This window comes from Streptococcus rubneri (assembly GCF_004785935.1).
GTDB lineage: Bacteria > Bacillota > Bacilli > Lactobacillales > Streptococcaceae > Streptococcus > Streptococcus rubneri.
In genome coordinates this window covers 34,852-55,825 of the sequence record NZ_SRRP01000001.1, presented here as the reverse complement: position 1 = coordinate 55,825, position 20,974 = coordinate 34,852, and the positions used below count along the sequence as shown (strand labels likewise).

Sequence of the window (20,974 nt, the reverse complement as noted above, 5' to 3'; positions counted from 1 at the left end):
TCCAATAAAAATCTTACTTTTCCACTATTTTAGCCCTTTTTCCGCTTTTCAAGACAGCATCCATAGTAAATTCTTGCAAACTTTTAGAATACTGATATAATGAAACTATAAAAGTTTGACTATTTTTGACCAATAGCCTAGACGCTTTTTATCCTAGAAGAAAGAGGGAAGAGAATGCTTTGTCAAAACTGTAAAATCAATGAATCAACGATTCACCTCTATACCAATGTGAATGGCCACCAACAGCAAGTGGACCTTTGTCAAAACTGCTATCAAATTATGAAAACCGATCCTAACAATAGTCTTCTTGGAGGATTAAACCAACAAAATCGAGGAGGGCGGGATCCTTTTGAAGATTTCTTTAATCAACTAGGAAACTTCCAAGCTCCGCAAGAACCTCAAACGCCTCCGACCCAATCTGGAGGGGGCTATGGTGGTGGAAATGGCTACGGTTCAAATGGGAACGGTCGAGCTTCAGGATCAAGCAGACCCCAAGCCAAGCAACAGCCCAAAGGCCTCTTAGAAGAGTTTGGGATTAATGTTACTGAAATCGCTCGCCGTGGGGATATCGATCCAGTCATTGGTCGTGACGACGAAATCCTTCGAGTTATTGAAATCCTAAACCGTCGAACTAAGAATAACCCTGTCCTGATTGGAGAACCCGGTGTTGGGAAAACAGCTGTCGTAGAAGGACTAGCTCAAAAGATTGTCGATGGAGATGTTCCTCACAAATTGCAAGGTAAGGAAGTCATTCGTTTAGACGTTGTTAGCCTCGTTCAAGGGACTGGGATCCGAGGCCAATTTGAAGAACGCATGCAACAATTGATGGAAGAAATCCGTCGTCGTGAAGATGTGATTTTGTTCATCGATGAAATTCACGAAATCGTAGGAGCAGGTTCTGCTGGAGATGGTAACATGGATGCCGGAAATATCCTCAAACCAGCCCTAGCTCGTGGTGAATTGCAATTAGTCGGTGCGACGACACTCAACGAGTATCGTATTATCGAAAAAGATGCGGCACTTGAACGCCGGATGCAGCCAGTCAAGGTGGATGAGCCAACGGTTGAAGAAACCATCACCATCCTCAAAGGGATTCAAAAGAAATACGAAGACTACCACCACGTCCACTATACAGACGGTGCGATCGAAGCTGCGGCTCTCCTTTCTAATCGCTATATCCAAGACCGCTTCTTACCAGACAAGGCCATTGACCTCTTGGATGAAGCAGGCTCTAAGATGAATTTGACCCTTAATTTTGTCGATCCCAAAGTCATCGACCAACGCTTAATTGAAGCCGAAAATCTCAAGGCTCAAGCGACGCGTGATGAAGACTTTGAAAAAGCTGCCTACTTCCGCGACCAAATCGCTAAGTACAAAGAAATGCAAGGGCAACAGGTCACTGACCAAGATACGCCTGTCATTAGCGAAAAGACCATCGAACACATCGTCGAGCAAAAGACCAATATTCCAGTTGGCGATTTGAAAGAAAAAGAACAATCCCAATTGATCAACTTGGCAGCTGACTTGAAGGCTCATGTCATTGGCCAAGATGAGGCTGTTGAAAAAATTGCTAAGGCCATCCGTCGCAATCGGGTTGGTCTTGGAACGCCAAACCGTCCAATCGGAAGCTTCCTCTTTGTTGGTCCGACTGGTGTCGGGAAGACCGAGTTGTCCAAGCAGTTGGCTATCGAACTCTTCGGTTCTGCTGACAGCATGATCCGCTTTGATATGAGCGAATACATGGAGAAACATGCCGTTGCCAAATTGGTCGGTGCTCCTCCAGGTTATGTCGGCTATGAAGAAGCTGGCCAGCTAACTGAAAAGGTGCGTCGCAACCCTTACTCTCTCATTCTTTTGGATGAGATAGAAAAGGCCCACCCAGATGTCATGCATATGTTCCTCCAAGTCTTAGACGATGGGCGCTTGACAGATGGACAAGGCCGAACGGTGAGCTTCAAAGATACCATTATCATCATGACTTCCAATGCAGGAACTGGAAAAGCGGAGGCTAATGTCGGCTTTGGTGCAGCTCGTGAAGGTCGTACCAATTCTATCCTAGGTGAACTGGGGAACTTCTTTAGTCCAGAATTCATGAACCGGTTTGACGGCATCATTGAATTCAAAGCCTTGTCTAAGGAAAACCTCCTTCAAATCGTCAACCTCATGCTAGAGGATGTCAACCAACGCCTGGCCCACAATGATATCCACCTGGATGTTACCGATAAGGTCAAGGAAAAATTAGTTGATTTAGGCTACGATCCGAAAATGGGAGCTCGTCCTCTTCGTCGCACCATTCAAGACTATATTGAAGATGCCATTACAGATTACTACCTAGAAAATCCTAGTGAAAAAGAGCTGAAGGCTGTCATGACTAGCAATGGTAAAATTTGCATCAAAGGAAAGAGTAAACCTGCTAACGAAGCAGAAAAAGTAACTGAATAATCGCATTTAAAGTGGCTGGGACAAAAGTCCTAGCCACTCAATTGTCTTTGGATTGTTGAGCAAGACGCAGTGGTTGAGTGGGCTCTACTACGCTGCTTTCATCAGCTTTTACAGCCCTACTCAACTGTGCGGAGGTGGGACGACGAAATCGAATTCTATCGAATTACCGATTTCTGTCCCACTCTCTTATTTTTATATCTTACTGCTTTTTATGTCCATCTATGTTATAATGATAAAAAAATAAGAATTGAGTATCATTATGACTGTTGCAACTTTTGGAATAAAAGAAGAAAATGTTGACTACGTCAATCGTTATGGCGTTTATGCGGTGATTCCAAATCCAACCAAGGATCAGATTATCCTTGTTCAAGCTCCCAATGGAGCCTGGTTCCTACCCGGAGGTGAAATCGAAGCAGGAGAGGATCATTTCTTGGCACTCGAGCGCGAACTGATCGAAGAATTAGGCTTCACTGCGACCATCGGCGAGTATTATGGCCAAGCCGATGAGTACTTCTACTCCAGTCACCGAGACACTCACTACTACAATCCTGCTTATATCTATGAAGTAACATCCTTTGTAGAAGCTCAAAAACCGCTAGAAGATTTTAATAAGCTTGCCTGGTTCCCAATCGACGAAGCCATTGAAAAGTTGAAAAGAGGAAGCCATAAATGGGGCATCAAAATGTGGAAATCTGCCCATAAAATCTAAGTGCCTTCTTTCACAAAATAGAAAAAAGTGCTATAATAAACCTAGCTAGAGCTTAGGAGGATCTCACATGAAGCTTATCAATACGACAAATAGTCATGCCAATCTCGTTAGAAGCCAATTAGAAAGTACCGATGCTACCCTTGTTGAGGTCTATTCAGCTGGTAACACCGATGTTATCTTCACCAAAGCTCCTACTCACTACGAACTGTTGATTAGTAATAAACACCGTTCTATTCGTGAAACAGAACTAGAAACTATTCGTGAGTTCTTTTTAAAACGGAAAATTAATATTGCGGAAGTTGACCAAGCCGCCATGCAAACTCTCCATTCAGACAATCTGATTGAGATTTCTTTTCCCATTACAAAGTAAGGCTCCCTAGCCTTATTTTTTCTTCCCTTTCATGTATTGAAAAATGATGAAAAAACCTTCCAGCTCGAGGATGAGATGGAAGGTTCTTTTATTTTGGATAGATCATTTTTACGTGAGGTGTGGAAGCCAGGATAAAGGGCTCGCTCACCGTTTGAAAACCTAGCTTTTCATACAAGCCAACCACCTGTTCTTGGGCCTCAATTTCAATGGTCCGACCGGGAAACTTCTGCTCGCAGACTTCTAAGATTTTCTCTACGATGGCCTTTCCTAATCCCTTTCCCCTACTGTCTTTTGCCACAGCCACTCGTCCAAAATGAACCGTCTGACCCCTTTCGAAGATGCGCGCATAGCCGTCTATATTTCCTTGCTCATCTTTTTGAAAAAGATGGATAGCTCTAAAGTCAACATCATCGAGATCATTGTAGATTCTTGTCTGTTCCACGACAAGGGTCTCCAGACGCAGATGGACAATTTGGTAAAAGTCTTTCAATTCTAGTTCCTTAAATCCCTTTTGATACCACATATCTTCCTCATTAGTGAAAAGTCGCAAGGAGATTGTCTCCCTGCGATTTTTCATATTCATTTTTCTTCAAATCCTTCTGCAACTGCCTCTGCAAAGTTTTCTTCCACAATGTTTGCACAGTGATCGCAGATGGTTGCGTTATAGCTACGTCCTGCTGTACTTGGATCAATGCGACGGCAACGGTCACAAACCTCACCAGCAGCCCGTTCAACAGTAAAGGCTACATCTTCGAAGGTCACTGCACCTTCTGGAGCTGGACCTTCTGCAATGGTCAATTCTGATACAATCAAGAGTTGAGCAACATTGCTGTTAACAGCCCCAAGAAGAGTCTTCACCACTTCATTAGGATAAACTGTCAAATGAGCTTCAAGAGATTTACCAATTACTTTTTCATTACGCGCTTCTTCCAAGGCTTTTTGAGCTTGACCACGGAAGTCCATAAAGGCTGCCCATGTGTCCAAGATTTCTTCTTGGTTAGGGAAGTTTTGTGCATCTGGTAACTCGGACAATTGAACAAAGTCCTCTGCTTCAAACTCGAGATAAGACCAGATTTCTTCCGCAGTGTGAGGAAGGATTGGTGTCAAGAGTTTGGTGATTTTGACAAGGATGTCATAGAAAACAGTCTGCATTTGACGGCGTTCGAGTGATTTAGCCCCTTCAATGTAAACAACATCTTTGGCAAAATCAAGGTAGAAGGCTGACAAGTCAACGTTGATAAAGTTCACTAGCGCCTTATAGATCGTCAAGAATTCGAAGTCAGCATAAGCATCACGAATCGTCTTAACAAGTTGGTTAAAGCGGATAGTCATGTACTTATCTACTGAACGTAATTCTTCGTAAGCTACTGCATCCTCAGCTGGGTTAAAGTCAGAAGTGTTGGCAATCAAGAAACGAAGAGTATTACGAATCTTACGGTAAGTCTCAGAAACTTGGCTCAAAATATCCATTGAGATACGTACGTCGTTGCTAGAGTCTACACTGGTCACCCAGAGACGCAAGATTTCAGCACCAAATTGTTTTTCAACATCGCTTGGAGCAATGGTGTTTCCAAGTGATTTTGACATTTTCTCACCTTTACCATCTAGGGCAAAACCTTGTGACAAGATTTGTTTGTATGGTGCTACTCCATGGTTAGCCACAGATGTGATGAGTGATGAGTTGAACCAACCACGGTATTGGTCAGAACCTTCTAGGTAAAGGTCTGCTGGGTATTTAAGTTCTGGACGGTTAACCACGACTCCATTCCAAGATGAACCTGAGTCGAACCATACGTCCATAATATCAGTTTCTTTCTTGAACTCACCGTTTGGTGAACCTGGATGGGTAAATCCTTCTGGCAAGAGGTCTTTGGCATCACGTTCCCACCAGATGAGAGAGCCATGCTCTTCAAAAAGTTGAGCCACGTGCTCGATGGTTTCCGCTGTCATGATTGGTGTGCCATCTTCAGCGTAGAAGATTGGAAGAGGAACTCCCCAAGCACGTTGACGAGAGATGACCCAGTCGCCACGGTCACGGATCATATTGTAAAGACGCACTTTACCCCATTCTGAGTGGAATTTCACTTTTTCAATTTCGTCCAAGATTTCTTGACGGAATTTAGAAACTGAGGCAAACCATTGTGGCACTGCACGCCAGATGATTGGTTTTTTGGTCCGCCAGTCAAATGGATATGAGTGAGAGATTTCTTCTTGGGCAAGGAGAAGATTACCAAGTTTCTCGATAACAGTTGGTACAACCTTGTCGTAGAATTGACCTTCGAACTCAGCACCTGCATTTGCCATCATAATACCGCGTTCATTAACCGTTACTGCAACTTCAAGACCATTGGCAACACCGACATTGTAGTCGTCCTCACCAAAACCAGGTGCTGTATGGACAATACCTGTACCAGAGTCAGTCGTAACATGGTCACCAAGGATCACCAGTTCATCTACTGCTGTATCCCATGGGTGCTCTGTCACAATTTGGTTCAATTCTGAACCACGGTAAGTAGCCAAAACTTGAACATCCGCCCAACCAAATTTCTCAGACAAGCTGTTCAACAATTCTGAAGCAACCACAAACTTACGAGATTCGCCAGCTGGTTGGACCAAGACGTAATCAATATCCGCACCAACAGTCAACCCACGAGAAGCTGTGATGGTAAATGGAGTTGTTGTCCAGACAACGATGTAAGTATCTGTATCTAGGACACCCTTGCCATCTTTAACCTTGTTGGCATAGTAAAGTGAAGTTGAAACCAAATCATGGTATTCAATTTCAGCTTCTGCAAGAGCAGACTCAGATGACCATGACCAGTAAACTGGCTTCGCACCACGGTAGATATAGCCTTTGTTGGCCATTTCACCAAAGACACGGATTTGAGCTGCTTCATAGTCTGGAGTCAAAGTCACATATGGATTTTCCCAGTCACCTGAAACACCCAAACGTTTAAAGTCTTCCCGTTGTTTATCAACTTGAGAAAGAGCGTAGTCACGGCAAAGTTTCAAGTACTCAACCAAGTCCATCTCTTTGCGTTTGACACCTTGTTTAGCTAAAACTTGTTCGATTGGCAGACCGTGAGTGTCCCAACCTGGAATATATGGTGCGTAAAATCCTGACATAGATTTGGAACGAACAATGATATCTTTTGAAATCTTGTTCATAGCATGGCCCACGTGGATGTTCCCATTTGCATATGGAGGGCCATCATGCAAGGTAAAATGCGGTTTGCCTTGGTTCAATTCCTGACGGCGTTGGTACAATTTTGCTTCATCCCATTCTTTTTGCCATACTGGTTCTTTTGTAGGAAGACCAGCACGCATTGGAAAAGCTGTCTTCCCTAAATTCAATGTATCTTTGAGTTTCATGGAGTCTCCTATTAAAAATATAATTACACAAAATAAAAGACCACGACCCCGCCAAAAAGGACGACAAGTCGTGGTACCACCTTTATTCAAGAAAGAGAATACTCTCTTTCTCCTCTTTTGTCGCTAACGCTGACTAGCGTTAGTGGTTACTTATTTCACCACTAAGATTTTGTAAAAGGATCAACTTTATAAAAGGAAGTGCAGGTCTTCCACCATCACCTGCTCGCTATAACTATTTTATAAGGTCACTGTTTTTACAGATTATAAAATTGAAACAGATTCACGTTGTTCTTCAACTGTGACAGTTGGAACTGGCTCCTCAACGTGGTTCTTTTCCGCTTCTTCTAAAGCTTCTTGAACTTTTTCATTCAGACCTTCAAAAGCTTGAGTAGCTGATAATTCACGGTTTACAGCTTCAATATGTTTTTGGAGCTCTTCAATTTCAGCGCGAGAGAATTGACGGGTCAAATCAATTGCTTCATCATCGTAATTGTGATGAACGGTCTCATCCAAAGCTTTTTCAACCACTTCACGGAAAGCTTCGTCACTTGTTTGAATGTACATAGCTGTTGGACGAAGGATTTCATCCCATTCAGGTGTATCAATGATACTCAATTGGCTTTCAATGGTTGATTTCAAACGTTGATGGAAGACACGAGTTTTGTTCTTCAATTCTTCTGTTTCTACTGCAACTTTTTTCGCATTATCAGTCGCATGACGAAGAATCTCATTTGCTTTCGCTTTTGCTTCTTCAACTAAGTGATGTGCATCTTGCTCGGCTTGTCGAACAATCGTTTCAGAACGTTCATTCGCAGCATGCTTCACACGTTCAGCTGTATCCTGAGCGATTAATACAGACTGGCTCAATGAATCCTTCATTTCGTCAAAATAATTTAACCGTTCAGCCATACCGCTGATTTTCACTTCTAATTCATGATTTTGACGAACCAAATCTTCATAATCACGGTATACGATATCTAGAAACTCTTCTACTTCGCTAGCGTCATAGCCTCTAAATTTTACTCCAAATTGTTTGTCTTTGATTTCTAAAGCTGTAAGTGCCATAGTTACTCCTTATTTTTTACTGGAAAACACTTCGACAGTTAATTTATGTTTCCCATTTTTTGAAAGGCCATTTTCTGATACCATCTTGAAGCGGCCATATTTACGAACACTAATCAAATCTTCTAATTGGATCACCCGACTAGGATTATCGATTGTAGTATAATTCACCTTCACTTGTCCAGCTTGAATCAGTTGACTAGCTACTGACCGGGACAATTGAAACGTCGCTGCTACTAATTTATCCAATCGAATACTTGTGACAAGCAAATCCTTGAATTTCGACTTTTCTTCGACCATTAGCCGTTTCGAATAGTCTACCTCACGAACCTTAACAGAAACTTTTGCAATTTTTTTCAGGTTATTTTGGAAATAACTTGAAAATCGTTGTTCCACAAATAGGTGAACTTTCCCATCGCCCATAAGGATATCCCCAAAAGATTTCCGTTCAATTCCCAACTGGTGAAGAACAGTCCCCAAGACCTGTGAATGAGTCAAGGTATAAAATTTTGCTGGATAAGTCACTTCTAACAAGCTAATCTCAAAATCTGCTTCCTCTAATATATAATAACTAGGAGCTAGAATAGCCCTGGCATATTCCGATGGGAGGATTTTAGCACTAGAAAATACTTGCAGACCATGATGAGCACCAATTTGACGTAAAATATCAATCTGGTGTGGATTGAGAAAGGAAGTGAGTTCAAAGCTATACCTTTCCTCTACCCTAGCAATCAATTCCAAGGCTCGATCGATAAAAGGATGATCTTCTCGGTTATAATGTTGATAAAATCCCTTGGTCATAGAAATTGTGCCAAAACTTGTAATACAAACCTTTGCAGTCCAGATAAAACTAACAGAGCTACAAGTACTGTGAAATCTAACCCGCCAACTTGCAGAGGTAATTTACGAAATAGGCCCAAAAATGGTTCGACAATTCGTTGAACCATTTTACCTAATCCTGATTCTGGTGCATTTGGAAACCAACTAAGCAAGGCATAGATGATTAGCAACAATTCAAAAACATAGAAGAGATTATATACTAATTGAAGAATAAACATTTTAACGACTGCGTTTCATATCAAAGTCATACTCAGTGACTTCCACATCATTTGGAAGACGAATATCTTCGATGTTAACGACTACTCCAATTGGGGTCAACAAATACATGGTACTGGCTACCCGACGGAGATCACCAGCTAAGACATAGCGAGCACCATCCAAGTAATCCAAACATCTTCTTGCTTGAACCTCTGTCATGTATTGGAAGTCAATCAAGATGCTTTCATTTACCAACAGTAAATTCACAATCTCAGTTGCTTCTTCATACTTACGAGGATATCGAACATCAATCGTAATTTTTTCTTCAGCTACGGAGCGATTCCTCGCCAATTCTTGCTGACGTTCGTGCAGACGTGTGATGTTCTCAGAAGATGATTTTTGTGATGGAGCAGACTCAGCCACGGAGCTAGAAGCTTTTTGTGGACGAGGCGTTGCAACTGGAGTTGGTTTTTGTTCTTTCACAGCTACCACAGTTTGTTGACGCGGTTTCGATGATTGTTGAACTGGTTTAGCAGGCTGTACAGGGTGGCTTTCTCCTACCGCTTTGGCAGGGGCTTCTTGTACCTCATACTCCTCTCCATCCTCAGTAAAATAATCTATAAATTTACCAAATTTATCTTTTAATGACATAGTTCTTTCCTATTTGAAAAATGATGTCCCAATGCGAACAAAAGTCGATCCATTTGCGATAGCCACATCATAATCACGACTCATTCCCATACTCAACTCAGTAAAGGGCATATTTTTCAACTGTTTCTTTTGTAATTCTGTTTGAAGTTGGTGGGTTGCAGCAAAAATTTTCTGCAATTCGTCCTGACTTGCCTCAAAAGGAGCCATCGTCATTAAGCCAACAATCTGTAGTTTATCCAAGTTTTCAATTTCAGGTAAGACAGCATCTAACTCCTCAGGCGCAAATCCATGCTTGCTTTCTTCTCCTGAAATATTAACTTGTAAAAAACATTTAATCGGATGAGTAGCTCTTTTTTGAATTTCCTGAGCCAACTTTACCGAATCCAAAGCGTGGAAGTAGTCAACAAAGTTAATCACATCCTTCACTTTGCGTCGTTGGAGACTCCCGATCAAATGCCAGGTTAGTCTCTCTTCTTTAAGAGCTTGATATTTTTCAAGAAATTTATCAACTCGATTTTCACCAATATGACCAACTCCAGCCCTTACTAAGGCTAAAGCCTGGTCAACACCCACATACTTTGTGACAGCAATCACTTGAACACTGTCTGTGCGGCTTGCCTGCTCCATTGCATGAGCAACCTGAGAAAATACTCGCTCTTTATTCTCTTTTACATTCATTCTTAACGATTACGGAAAAATGGTGGTGTTTCCAATTCATCATCATCTGATGATGAATCCACGTAACGGTCAACTTGACGTCCTGCATTGGTGTCAGATTGACGAACAATGTTTTCACGACGAATATCCCAATCTCCAAAAGCAGAACCACGAGGTGTCTCTTGTTGAGAACGTTGTTGTGGAGCTGGCATTTCGATTTCTTGTTTCAAATCAAAGTCACGATCAAATTGTGGTGATTGTGGCCGTTGTTCGCGAGGGCCGGTTTGATAGAAGCGACCAGAACTTGGTGTATGAGAAGTCATACCACTTACTCTTTCCACTTTATCTTGGCGGACACCAGTCGCAACAACTGTTACACGAATTTCGTCTTTCATTGTCTCATCAATTGATGTACCGAGCCAGATATTCACACCATGTCCTGCTGCTTGGTTAACGATTTCAGAAGCTTCTTCCGCTTCAATCAAGGTCATATCCAAACCACCAGTAACGTTAACGATCACATCTTCTGCACCATCGATAGTTGTTTCAAGGAGAGGTGAGTAGATAGCTTTACGAGCCGCTTCAATCACGCGCTCTTCACCAGTTCCTACCCCAATCCCCATCAAGGCATTTCCTTTGTTTTCCATAACAGTCTTCACGTCTGCGAAGTCAAGGTTAATCAATCCTGGGCTTGTGATCAAGTCAGTGATCCCTTGAACCCCTTGGCGAAGAACGTTGTCTGCTTCACTCAAAGCTTCAAGAAGTGGTGTCTTCTTATCTACAATTTCCAACAAGTTATTGTTAGAAATAATCAACAAGGTATCTACATGCTCACGAAGTTCATTGATCCCTTCGATAGCAAAATTTCCACGTTTTGTTCCTTCAAATCCAAATGGACGAGTAACTACAGCAACGGTTAAAGCACCTACAGATTTTGCAATGCGAGCAATAACGGGAGCAGCACCTGTACCAGATCCACCACCCATTCCTGCTGTAATGAAGACCATGTCAGCACCTTGCAAGGCTTCTGTCAATACTTCTTCACTTTCTTCTGCTGCCTTACGGCCAACTTCAGGTTGACCTCCAGCACCCAACCCACGAGTCAATTTTGGACCCAATTGGATAACAGTTTCAGCTTTAGCACTTGAAAGTGCTTGAACATCCGTATTGGCTGCGATGAATTCTACACCTGCAACGCCTTCGTCAATCATGCGATTGATGGCGTTGCCACCACCACCACCGACACCGATTACTTTAATGACTGCACCTTGTGCTGCCGCTGTGTCAAATGAAAATGTCATAAATACTTACACTCCTTAATCAAACATAGTACCGATAAGATTCTTCATTCGGTCTGTAAAGGTAGTTTTTTCTTGTCCATGTTGTTCGTCTACTGGATGCTCCGCTTCAACATTAATCGCTGGCTCAATCTGATCTTGAACATAGGTTGGGACCGGCTGAGGAGCTGGAGTAGGTTGTTGAACTGGACGATCAAATTGAACAGGTTGCTGGCGAAGACGTTGATCTCCGTGCACAGCTGCCTGGGCAATAATATCCACATCTGTTAGATTTCCTGCATACTCAGACAAGCTAATCACATGAGCAAATGCTGGGTTGCGGATTCCAATTTGATTTGGCACATAGAGTTTGACATTTACACCAAACTGTTCTTGAGCCAATTCTTCAATACCAGGGAGAATAGCACCACCACCGATGATGACAATTCCACCAGGCAAATCAAGCAAGTGTCTTCTTTCAAGATCTTGTTTGATTTGATCAAAGATGTGTTTAATTCGTGCTGAAATAATTTCTGCCAAGTACTTTTCAGTTACTTGAACAGGTTCGATTTCACCAATCACTTCAACATGGAAGACTTCGTCTCCAACTGCAGGGACATACGCTTCTCCATAGTTAAATTTCAATCCTTCTGCCAACTTCTGAGAAGTTTTCAAGACTTTAGAAATATCTTTCGTGACATAATCGCCACCTTCTTGATAGATATTTGTGAATTGAAGTTCTTGATTACGGACAGATGCTACGGTTGTTTGGCCTCCGCCTAAATCAATGACGGTTGCACCAAATTCACGTTCGCCTTCGTTTAACACTGACTTAATCATTGCCAGTGGAGAAATGATAATGTTCTCAACTTGAAGACCTGCGCGCTCAACGGTTTTGCGAAGATTGTGGAGAACTGTTCGAGGACCTGTATACAGAAGGCCTCGCATTTCTAGACGAATCCCCATCATTCCTCGAGGGTCACGAATCCCTTGGAAACCATCCACTGTAAATTCTTCAGGAATAAAGGTAATGACTTCACGATCAGGTGTCATACTCTTCGTCAAGGCAGATTTGACAACATTTTCAACATCTGCATCTGTAATTTCCTTGGAATCACTGGTTACAGGAATCATCCCTTGTGTTGCTTCAATCTGAAGGAGATTCGCTGGTAATCCAACGTTTACAAGATTTATTGAAATCCCTGCTTTTTCTTCAGCTTGACTGACTGCAGTTTTGATTGCATTCGAAGCAGCTTCAATATCGACAATAATTCCATCTTTGACACCAGCACTCTTAGCATTGCTGACTCCAATTACATTCATTTCTCCATTGACATGTTCTGCCACCAATACTTTAATTGAACTAGTACCGATATCTAAACCTGTAAAAAAGCCGTTTCTAGCCATTACACCAGTCCTCTCTCTTTTGTTTTCCTATACATCAATTAATAGCCCCATTTAGTTAGAACTATCCAAATTTCATTATAACACAAATATGCCCATAGTGGGCATATTTTTCTTTATTTATTTCAGATAATTTATGGGGCACTACTCAGTTGGAAGTGTTTCTTGGCCTTCAAGAGGGGCCACACTTTGCTCTGATTCTGTCGAGCTTTCTTCGGATTCTTCCCCTTCTTCCGTTTTCATGGACTTTTCCTCTTGTTCCTTCTCTTTTTTCTCTTGAGCTAAGGTCGCCATCGTTTCGGAATTATAACTATAAATCCCTGCCTCCATATCAATGACACTACCATCTTCTACCAATTTTCGGATCTGGTGGTAATAGGGAAGTTTTCGTTTGATTTGTGAAATAGGTACGAGTACCTTTGTTCCATCTTTCATCGTTAAGGTCACTAAATCCTTGGTAACCTTACTTGGAGTTAGGTCAACTGTTTCAATCTCCTCTTTAATGGACGCTGAAACTTTCCCCATTTGTTTGACAAACTGCCTCACCAAATCACGATCAGAAAATCGGACGATTAAATAGGTAGAAGCTAATTGATCAGAGGCGACTTGGCTTTCCACGACTTCTCCATTTTCTAAGATGGGGTAATGGTCTTCTTCCGTCACATAATAACCAAATACTTGGTACTCAGTGACCTGAACCTTAAAAGTCGTTGGGAAGGCATAATGCATTGAAATATCCTTAATCCATGGACTAGCCGCCTTCATATTAGCCAGATAAATCTCACTATTCAGGAAAGTTGTCAAGGTATAATCTTTGTCCTTGATCTGGCTTTTTTTGAAGAGAAGGTTTTGATCTACATTATTATTCCCAGAAAACTCGATCACCTTTTGCTTAGCTATAGGGGTCATGAGATAAGTAGAGAAGATAGCAACCAAGGTGCTGATGACTAAGATTGGAAGAGCACGATATATATGGCGCTTTGCAATGAGGCGCTCTTTTTTGGATTTTTTAGCAACCTCTTCTTCACTACTTTCCTCAGGAATCTCAGAAATATAAATGATTTTTTCTTCTACTCCCTCTTCTTCCTCAGCTTCTGAAGTCTCCTCATCATCTTGATCAGCCAACTCAACATGCTCAGAATCATCATCAGTTTCTTCAGTCTGATCTTCTGGATCTTCCATTCCGAGAGCAACTTCGTCTATTTCCTGCTCTTCAGAAATAGCTTTTTCTTTTAGAAGTTCCTGTCTTTCCTTCTCTTCTTGTGCCTTCTTTTCTTTTTCTTCTTGCTCTTCTAATTGTTTTTTCTTTTGATACTCCTGATTTCGTCTCTGCCATTCGGACAACTTAGTTACCTCTTTAGGAGTATTCTGTTTCTTTTTATCCGTCATTTTTTCCTTTTATTTATTTCTTGATGGACCAAACTATAAAAGTCATCCAAAGAAAGGAGCTCTTTCGAAGCTTTCATGGCTTGATGATACCGACCCGATTCTTGGAACATTTTTTCTATCGTTTCTTGTAAACGATTCATGCTCAGATTTGGTTCAGCAATAGCTTGCGCATAGCCTTTTTCAACAAAATATTGGGCATTTTCGATTTGGTCTCCACGGCTAGCTTCTTTCCCTAGAGGAACGATGATATGCAGTTTATTCATAGCCAAGAGTTCAAAAATCGTATTGGCACCACCACGAGTCACCACTAGGTCTGCCTTTTGGAGCAAAGGAAGGTAGTGATCCGTCACGTAATCCACGCGATAAAGATGGGGAGCTTGCTCATTCAAGGAGGAATTCCCTGTCAAATTAATGACATTGTAGCTTGCCAGCAAAGCTTCTCGATTATTTGTGACAAACTCATTGAAAACACGCGCACCAGCAGACCCGCCCACAAAAAGAAGGGTTGGTAACTGTGGATCAAATTGAGCAAAAACGGTTTCCAATTCAACTGGGATTGGAACTTGTTCCTGATTGACCTTGGTGACAGCTCCCACATGTTGGGCTTTCACTAGGCCTTTCGCTTGCTCAAAGGTCGTGAACATTTTCGTCGCAAACTTGTAGGCAATTTTATTGGCCAAGCCCATGGAACGATCTGATTCATGCACCAGTACAGGAACGTGACAAAGTCGTGCAGCCACTACAGGAGGAACCGAAACGAAGCCTCCTTTAGAAAACAAAACCTGTGGCCGTATACGAAGCATGATCCAAATCGATTGGAGAATTCCCCAGAAGACCTTGAAGATATCCAACATGTTTTGCCAAGAGAAATAACGGCGGAGCTTGCCTGTCGCAATCGAATGGAAATGGATGTCCAAGCCAGACTTCAAAATCTCTTGGTGCTCAATCCCCTTCTTGTCCCCAATATAATGAACTTCCCAACCATCCTCAATAAAGCGAGGGATGAGGAGAAGGTTCAAGGTCACATGCCCAACTGTGCCTCCCCCTGTGAATACTATTTTTTTCATATTATTTTTTCAACTCTTCTACTGTTTTAAGGAACTCATCGCCCCGCACTTCAAAATTCGCGTACATATCCCAGCTGGCATTGGCTGGACTGAGCAGGACGATATCGCCTGACTCTGCTAATTCAAAGGCTTTACGCGTTGCGTCTGCCACATCCGTCGCATCTAGATAGGCCACACCCGCTTGATCCGCTGCTCGTTTCACCCGTTCAGCAGACTCTCCAAGGATGACCATCCTTTTAAGACCAGTAATATCTGGCACCAATTCATCAAACTCATTGCCTCGGTCCAAGCCACCAGCGATTAAGATGACATGAGCGTTATCAAAGCCAGATAAGGCTTTTTGAGTAGCTAAAATGTTGGTGGACTTACTATCATTGTAGAACTTCACCCCTTCAATCTCAGCTACATACTGCAAGCGGTGCTTCACTCCACCAAAGGCTGATAAGGTTTCCTGGATAGTTTGATTGTCAATGCCACGAAGTTTAGCCACTGCAATAGTAGCTAAAGCATTTTCTACATTGTGGCTACCTGGTACTCCGATTTGATCTGCTCGCATAACGGCTTCACCTCGGAAGTAAAGGACACCATCCTCTAAATAAGCTCCGTCTACCTTTTCTTGGGTTGAAAATGGTACCACAGTAGCCTGTGTTTGCTGAGACAAGTCTTTGGCTAGATCCTGATTAAAGTTTAGCACCACAAAATCCTTGGCCGTCATATTCTTTTGAATCGCCCATTTGGCAGCTACATAACCTTCGAAGGATCCATGGTAATCCAAGTGGGTTGGCATGAGATTGGTGATGACTGCGATTTCTGGATGAAAGGCTTCGATCCCCATCAATTGGAAGGAAGATAATTCCATCACCAATGTGTCTTTAGCTGTCGCTGTCTGAGCGACTTGACTAGCTGGAAACCCAATATTCCCAGACAAGAGACCATTTTGTCCAGCAGCAGTCAATACTTCTCCAATCATGGTAGTGGTAGTTGTTTTCCCATTTGAACCAGTGATTCCGATAATGGGCGCTTCTGAAATGAGGTAGGCCAATTCAACTTCGGTCAAAACAGGGATGCCTTTTTCAAGAGCCCGTTCAACCATAGGATTATTGTAAGGAATTCCAGGGTTCTTCACCATCACCGCAAAGTCTTCATCCAAGAGTTCCAGAGGATGTCCTCCTGTTACGACTTTGATCCCTTCTTCCAGCAAGCTTTGAGCAGCCGGATTTTCTTCAAAGGCTTTTCCATCATTGACGGTTACGATAGCTCCCAGACGATCCAATAGACGGGCAGCAGATTCTCCAGACTTAGCCAAACCCAAGACAAGAACCTTTTTATTTTTAAATGTTTCAATAGTCTTCATTGTTTTTTACTCCAATTTGTTCACCTTCTATTTTACCCTTTTTTAGACAATTTAAAAAGCCCCAAGACAGTAAAAGAAACAACAACTGATCAAATCCCTACAACTGATGTTATTTCGAATTCGTATACCTCTACCTATTCTCCTAACCGTCTAGGAAGCCTTCCTAGCTTCATTCTTGGTTTGTTACTGGGTTCTTTTATTTATAGAACTCTACTCCTCTACCATCCCATCGACCTTGATTATTAAAGGAAACGATGCAATCCAAGGAGCGAATCATTTCATGCGCTTAGGTAGGTGAGCCTCAATCATCATAAGGCTCGATCAATAAAGAAAACGTCTGCCATCACCATTGGCTTCGACTCCTACAGTACGAGTCAAAAAACACCCACCGAAAAGCAATAAGTAATCACTTACCGGTAGGTGTTGTCTTTATTGGGAAAAGAAAGTTAAAGATTCATCTACTTGAACCAGGCTTTCTTTTCTGTATTTCTTAGCAAAAAATTTTAGGGATGATCAATGAGAAGCAAATCAGTGGAATCCGTCTTCCATTCTGTTTTTTCAGAGAGGGGAATGGTGATTCGTTTTTTCACCTCTAAGGTTTCAGCATCAAACTCGACAATGATCCCCACTTCTTTGGTGGAAGCTTTTGCTGGAGTTGCTAGGACTACGACCTTATCATTCGTATAACGTACTTCTTGGACTGTTAGACTTGTGTCACTATAAAGGTTGACAAAATCAGTATCGGATAAATCTTTTTCAGAAATCAGTCTTAAGTCACTTGTGTATTCTAGCAATCGATGATCTGATGTCACAAAGCGAAAGTGATTTTTAATAGGATAGGCAGTGAGGACTCTCTCGGCTTCAAAGATCTCTTCTTTTACTTCTAAGCTAGTTGGGTCAATACTTGTCAGGCTAACTTTATTTTTCTTTTCCTCTCGCTTCTCCTCATCATCAAAGCGACTAAAATGAGGATTCCCAATGGTTATCACTTTCCCGTCTACCAATAAGAGTTCCTGGAAGTCAGACTGAGACGGATCCTGCAACTCAATAAACTCAAATTCGTTCTTTTCCTCATCTAGGTAGAGAAAACTCATATCATCATCAACTAAATCAAATCCTGTAACAAAAATTTTTGAGTTGACTTCGATCCCTTTACCAAGGCTCAGATTAACCTCTGGTGACAGTACCTGCTTGTTTTTAGAGTTAGTGTAGCGAATGCGACTTCTCAACACACCTACCCTCCCATCCTCCACAGATAATCCTTCAATCGACCCTTTCTGTCCCTTTGAAACAAATCGAACAGGATAGTTAGTAAAATCCATAAAGGAAAATTGACTTGGATAAACGGAATAAGTAGAAGGGGACTTGAACACCAAATGAGGTCTAGCTCCAAAAGAGTAGGCATAAATTTCATTTCCTTCTTGGAAAAGCGTACCAACATTATACCCCTTTAGAGAATATTCTTTTTGTTCTCCTTTTTTGTCAATGAAAAAGAGCTTCGTTAGAATATCCCCTTTGCCCTTTGGGCGATAGGAATAGAAGCTAACAGCATATTCATACTGGGAAAAGTCGCCAGAAGATTTTTTAGGGATGGAGTTCCCACTACAAGATCCCAAGAGTAAGACACTGATCCCAGCAAAAATTAGAAACAAATTTCGAATCATTTTTGATTTCATCACTATTCCCTCCTTATTGCTTTCTTTTATTATACCCTTACTACAATCAATTAGCAAACCGACAAAGATGCCCCACTTCTTTCATCATTTGATTATTTATTTGACTCTTGCTAAGCAAAAAAGAGCTACAAAAGAGAAGACTTCCCCTTTTACAGCTCTAAAACTTTAAATCTTTATTAATCTTCTATTGTCTCAGTTTTTTTGACTTGGTTGGTAATCTTGAAATATCTACCAAAGCTAGGTAGCCCACGAAGGACAAGAAAGCTCCAACAAAAAATTCTGATGGCAATTGGAAAATTTGGAAAATCGCTAAGCAGAGTAGAATCACCAAAGAGACCAATAATACGACCAAGGTTACTACATTCAGAGTTCCTCTAATACTCTTTGGAGCTGCAAAAAGGTAAAAAAGGAGGATCAAAATACCTATAATTAAATAAACCATTTTGTCACTCCTTTCTTATTTCTTATTCAGCTGCAGCTGATTTTTTCTTTTTGTTTGCTTTTTCGCGCTCTGCCTTGTTGAGGATTTGCTTACGCAAACGGATAGATTCAGGCGTTACTTCCATGTATTCATCATCGTTCAAGAACTCAAGTGATTCTTCAAGTGTCAAGATACGAGGAGTCTTGATCACAGCTGTTTGATCCTTGGTCGCTGAACGAACGTTGGTCATTTGTTTTGCTTTAGTGATATTAACTGTCAAGTCATTCTCGCGAGAGTTTTCCCCGATGATCATCCCTTCATAAACCTCAGTACCAGGGTTGACAAAGATGGTTCCACGTTCTTCAATCGACATGATTGAGTAAGTTGTTGCCTTACCAGCATCGATAGAAACGAGGGCACCACGGTGACGTCCACCAATTTCACCTGGAATTAATGGCAAGTATTGATCAAAGGTGTGGTTCATAATTCCATACCCACGAGTCATTGATAGGAACTCAGTTGAGTAACCAATCAACCCACGCGCAGGAACAAGGAAGACCAAACGAGTTTGACCGTTTCCAGTTGCAACCATATCCAACATCTCACCCTTGCGCTCTGACAAGGTTTGGATAACCGAACCTTGGTACTCTTCAGGTGTATCGATTTGCACACGCTCAAATGGTTCGCATTTGACTCCATCAATTTCTTTGATAATCACTTCTGGACGAGACACTTGAAGCTCATAACCTTCACGACGCATGGTTTCAATGAGGATAGACAAGTGCAATTCCCCACGACCTGAAACTGTCCATTTATCTGGTGAGTCAGTCGGATCTACACGAAGAGAAACGTCTGTCTGCAACTCAGCTTGCAAGCGTTCTTCAACCTTACGGGAAGTCACCCATTTTCCTTCCCGACCAGCAAATGGTGAGTTATTGACCAAGAAGGTCATTTGAAGGGTTGGCTCATCGATGTGAAGGACTGGCAGAGCTTCAACAGCATCTGTCGGAGTAATGGTTTCACCAACAAAGATGTCTTCCATACCGGATACGGCAATCAAGTCACCAGCCTTAGCTTCTTGGATTTCACGACGTTCCAAACCAAAGAAACCAAAGAGTTTCGTCACACGGAAGTTCTTGGTTGTACCGTCTAGTTTAGAAAGGGTAACTTGGTCCCCAACCTTGACAGTACCACGGAAGACACGTCCGATACCGATACGACCAACGAAGTCATTGTAGTCAAGAAGAGACACTTGGAATTGAAGGGGCTCATCTGAGTTATCAACTGGAGCTGGGATGTGGTCTATAATGGTATCAAAGATTGGCGCCATGGTCTTTTCTTGGTCTGCTGGATCATCCGACAAGGAAGAAGTACCATTGATAGCTGATGCATAGACTACCGGGAAGTCAAGCTGGTCATCGTCTGCACCAAGTTCGATGAAGAGTTCTAAGACTTCGTCCACTACTTCAGCTGGACGAGCAGATGGCTTGTCGATTTTGTTGACTACAACAATTGGCACAAGGTCTTGTTCCAAGGCTTTTTTCAATACGAAACGAGTCTGTGGCATGGTTCCTTCGTAGGCATCTACGACGAGGACCACCCCATCCACCATTTTCATGATCCGCTCAACTTCTCCACCGAAGTCCGCGTGTCCTGGTGTATCCATGATATTGATACGAGTTCCGTTATAGGCAACTGCGGTATTTTTCGCAAGGATGGTGATTCCACGCTCTTTTTCGATATCGTTTGAGTCCATAGCACGCTCTGCCAACTCTGTACGTGCGTCAAGAGTTTCAGATTGTTTCAATAATTCGTCAACGAGGGTTGTTTTTCCGTGGTCAACGTGGGCGATAATAGCTACGTTACGGATATCTTCTCTTAATTTTGTCATGACTTCCTCTTATTTCATTCCTATTTATTTCTAACTGAACAATTATACCACAGTCTTTCCCAAAATACACGGCAAACCCTAGTGTAAATGTTTTCATGGTTTCTTTCGAAAAAGTCAGTTCTCATTCTCAAATTCAACCAGTCCATTCATGAAAATTTTTCAACCCTTTGAGCAAGGTTTGTCAGTTGTTTCGA

General features: G+C 42.0%; 18 protein-coding genes and 1 other annotated feature. Of the genes, 3 read left to right on the top strand and 15 right to left on the bottom strand.

Annotated features, from left to right (window positions below):
- The first annotated feature begins 174 nt into the window (after positions 1-174).
- From E5S68_RS00350 to E5S68_RS00335, 3 genes are all read left to right on the top strand, one after another.
- Positions 175-2,442 carry an ATP-dependent Clp protease ATP-binding subunit gene (locus E5S68_RS00350; protein ID WP_135781876.1) on the top strand — a complete coding sequence of 756 codons (2,268 nt, stop codon included), beginning with the start codon at positions 175-177 and terminating at the stop codon, positions 2,440-2,442.
- A 259-nt stretch (positions 2,443-2,701) separates the two neighbouring features.
- A complete protein-coding gene (locus tag E5S68_RS00340; protein WP_135781875.1) occupies positions 2,702-3,151 on the top strand; it encodes an NUDIX hydrolase in 450 nt (149 codons plus the stop codon).
- A gap of 67 nt (positions 3,152-3,218) precedes the next feature.
- Entirely contained in the window at positions 3,219-3,521 is a 303-nt protein-coding gene (locus E5S68_RS00335; protein WP_135781874.1) for a DUF1827 family protein, read from the top strand.
- 88 nt (positions 3,522-3,609) lie between these two features.
- Here E5S68_RS00335 and E5S68_RS00330 read toward each other — a convergent pair whose 3' ends face one another.
- The 15 genes from E5S68_RS00330 to typA form a co-directional block, all read right to left on the bottom strand.
- Positions 3,610-4,044: a GNAT family N-acetyltransferase gene (locus E5S68_RS00330; protein ID WP_135781873.1), complete on the bottom strand. Its 435-nt coding sequence runs from the start codon at positions 4,042-4,044 to the stop codon at positions 3,610-3,612.
- A 56-nt stretch (positions 4,045-4,100) separates the two neighbouring features.
- Positions 4,101-6,893 carry an isoleucine--tRNA ligase gene (gene ileS, locus E5S68_RS00325; RefSeq protein ID WP_135781872.1) on the bottom strand — a complete coding sequence of 931 codons (2,793 nt, stop codon included), beginning with the start codon at positions 6,891-6,893 and terminating at the stop codon, positions 4,101-4,103.
- Positions 6,894-6,946: 53 nt separating this feature from the next.
- Positions 6,947-7,164, bottom strand: a binding site (T-box leader).
- Positions 7,155-7,958: a DivIVA domain-containing protein gene (locus tag E5S68_RS00320; protein ID WP_135781871.1), complete on the bottom strand. Its 804-nt coding sequence runs from the start codon at positions 7,956-7,958 to the stop codon at positions 7,155-7,157. Its footprint overlaps the feature before it by 10 nt.
- A 9-nt stretch (positions 7,959-7,967) precedes the next feature.
- Positions 7,968-8,756 carry a YlmH family RNA-binding protein gene (locus E5S68_RS00315; protein ID WP_135781870.1) on the bottom strand — a complete coding sequence of 263 codons (789 nt, stop codon included), beginning with the start codon at positions 8,754-8,756 and terminating at the stop codon, positions 7,968-7,970.
- Positions 8,753-9,013, bottom strand: a complete 261-nt coding sequence (locus E5S68_RS00310) for a YggT family protein (protein ID WP_135781869.1) — start codon at positions 9,011-9,013, stop codon at positions 8,753-8,755. Before E5S68_RS00310 ends, E5S68_RS00315 begins: the two co-directional genes overlap by 4 nt.
- A 1-nt stretch (position 9,014) precedes the next feature.
- Entirely contained in the window at positions 9,015-9,644 is a 630-nt protein-coding gene (locus E5S68_RS00305) for a cell division protein SepF (RefSeq protein ID WP_135781868.1), read from the bottom strand.
- A 9-nt stretch (positions 9,645-9,653) separates the two neighbouring features.
- A complete protein-coding gene (locus E5S68_RS00300; protein WP_135781867.1) occupies positions 9,654-10,322 on the bottom strand; it encodes a YggS family pyridoxal phosphate-dependent enzyme in 669 nt (222 codons plus the stop codon).
- A gap of 2 nt (positions 10,323-10,324) precedes the next feature.
- On the bottom strand, positions 10,325-11,602 hold the full coding sequence (ftsZ, locus tag E5S68_RS00295) for a cell division protein FtsZ (RefSeq protein ID WP_135781866.1): 1,278 nt from the start codon (positions 11,600-11,602) through the stop codon (positions 10,325-10,327).
- Positions 11,603-11,617: 15 nt separating this feature from the next.
- On the bottom strand, positions 11,618-12,985 hold the full coding sequence (gene ftsA, locus E5S68_RS00290) for a cell division protein FtsA (protein WP_135781865.1): 1,368 nt from the start codon (positions 12,983-12,985) through the stop codon (positions 11,618-11,620).
- Between the two features lie 141 nt (positions 12,986-13,126).
- Positions 13,127-14,371: a cell division protein FtsQ/DivIB gene (locus E5S68_RS00285; protein ID WP_135781864.1), complete on the bottom strand. Its 1,245-nt coding sequence runs from the start codon at positions 14,369-14,371 to the stop codon at positions 13,127-13,129.
- The gene (locus tag E5S68_RS00280; protein WP_135781863.1) at positions 14,368-15,438 is read right to left on the bottom strand and encodes a UDP-N-acetylglucosamine--N-acetylmuramyl-(pentapeptide) pyrophosphoryl-undecaprenol N-acetylglucosamine transferase; all 1,071 of its coding nucleotides are present in this window, start codon (positions 15,436-15,438) and stop codon (positions 14,368-14,370) included. Before E5S68_RS00280 ends, E5S68_RS00285 begins: the two co-directional genes overlap by 4 nt.
- 1 nt (position 15,439) lies before the next feature.
- Positions 15,440-16,792, bottom strand: a complete 1,353-nt coding sequence (gene murD, locus E5S68_RS00275; RefSeq protein WP_135781862.1) for a UDP-N-acetylmuramoyl-L-alanine--D-glutamate ligase — start codon at positions 16,790-16,792, stop codon at positions 15,440-15,442.
- A gap of 503 nt (positions 16,793-17,295) precedes the next feature.
- Positions 17,296-18,468 carry a hypothetical protein gene (locus E5S68_RS00270; protein ID WP_135781861.1) on the bottom strand — a complete coding sequence of 391 codons (1,173 nt, stop codon included), beginning with the start codon at positions 18,466-18,468 and terminating at the stop codon, positions 17,296-17,298.
- A 184-nt stretch (positions 18,469-18,652) separates the two neighbouring features.
- Entirely contained in the window at positions 18,653-18,910 is a 258-nt protein-coding gene (locus tag E5S68_RS00265) for a DUF3165 family protein (RefSeq protein WP_135781860.1), read from the bottom strand.
- Between the two features lie 22 nt (positions 18,911-18,932).
- Positions 18,933-20,780, bottom strand: coding sequence for a translational GTPase TypA (gene typA / locus E5S68_RS00260; protein ID WP_135781859.1), 1,848 nt, complete (start codon positions 20,778-20,780; stop codon positions 18,933-18,935).
- Between the last annotated feature and the right edge of the window lie 194 nt (positions 20,781-20,974).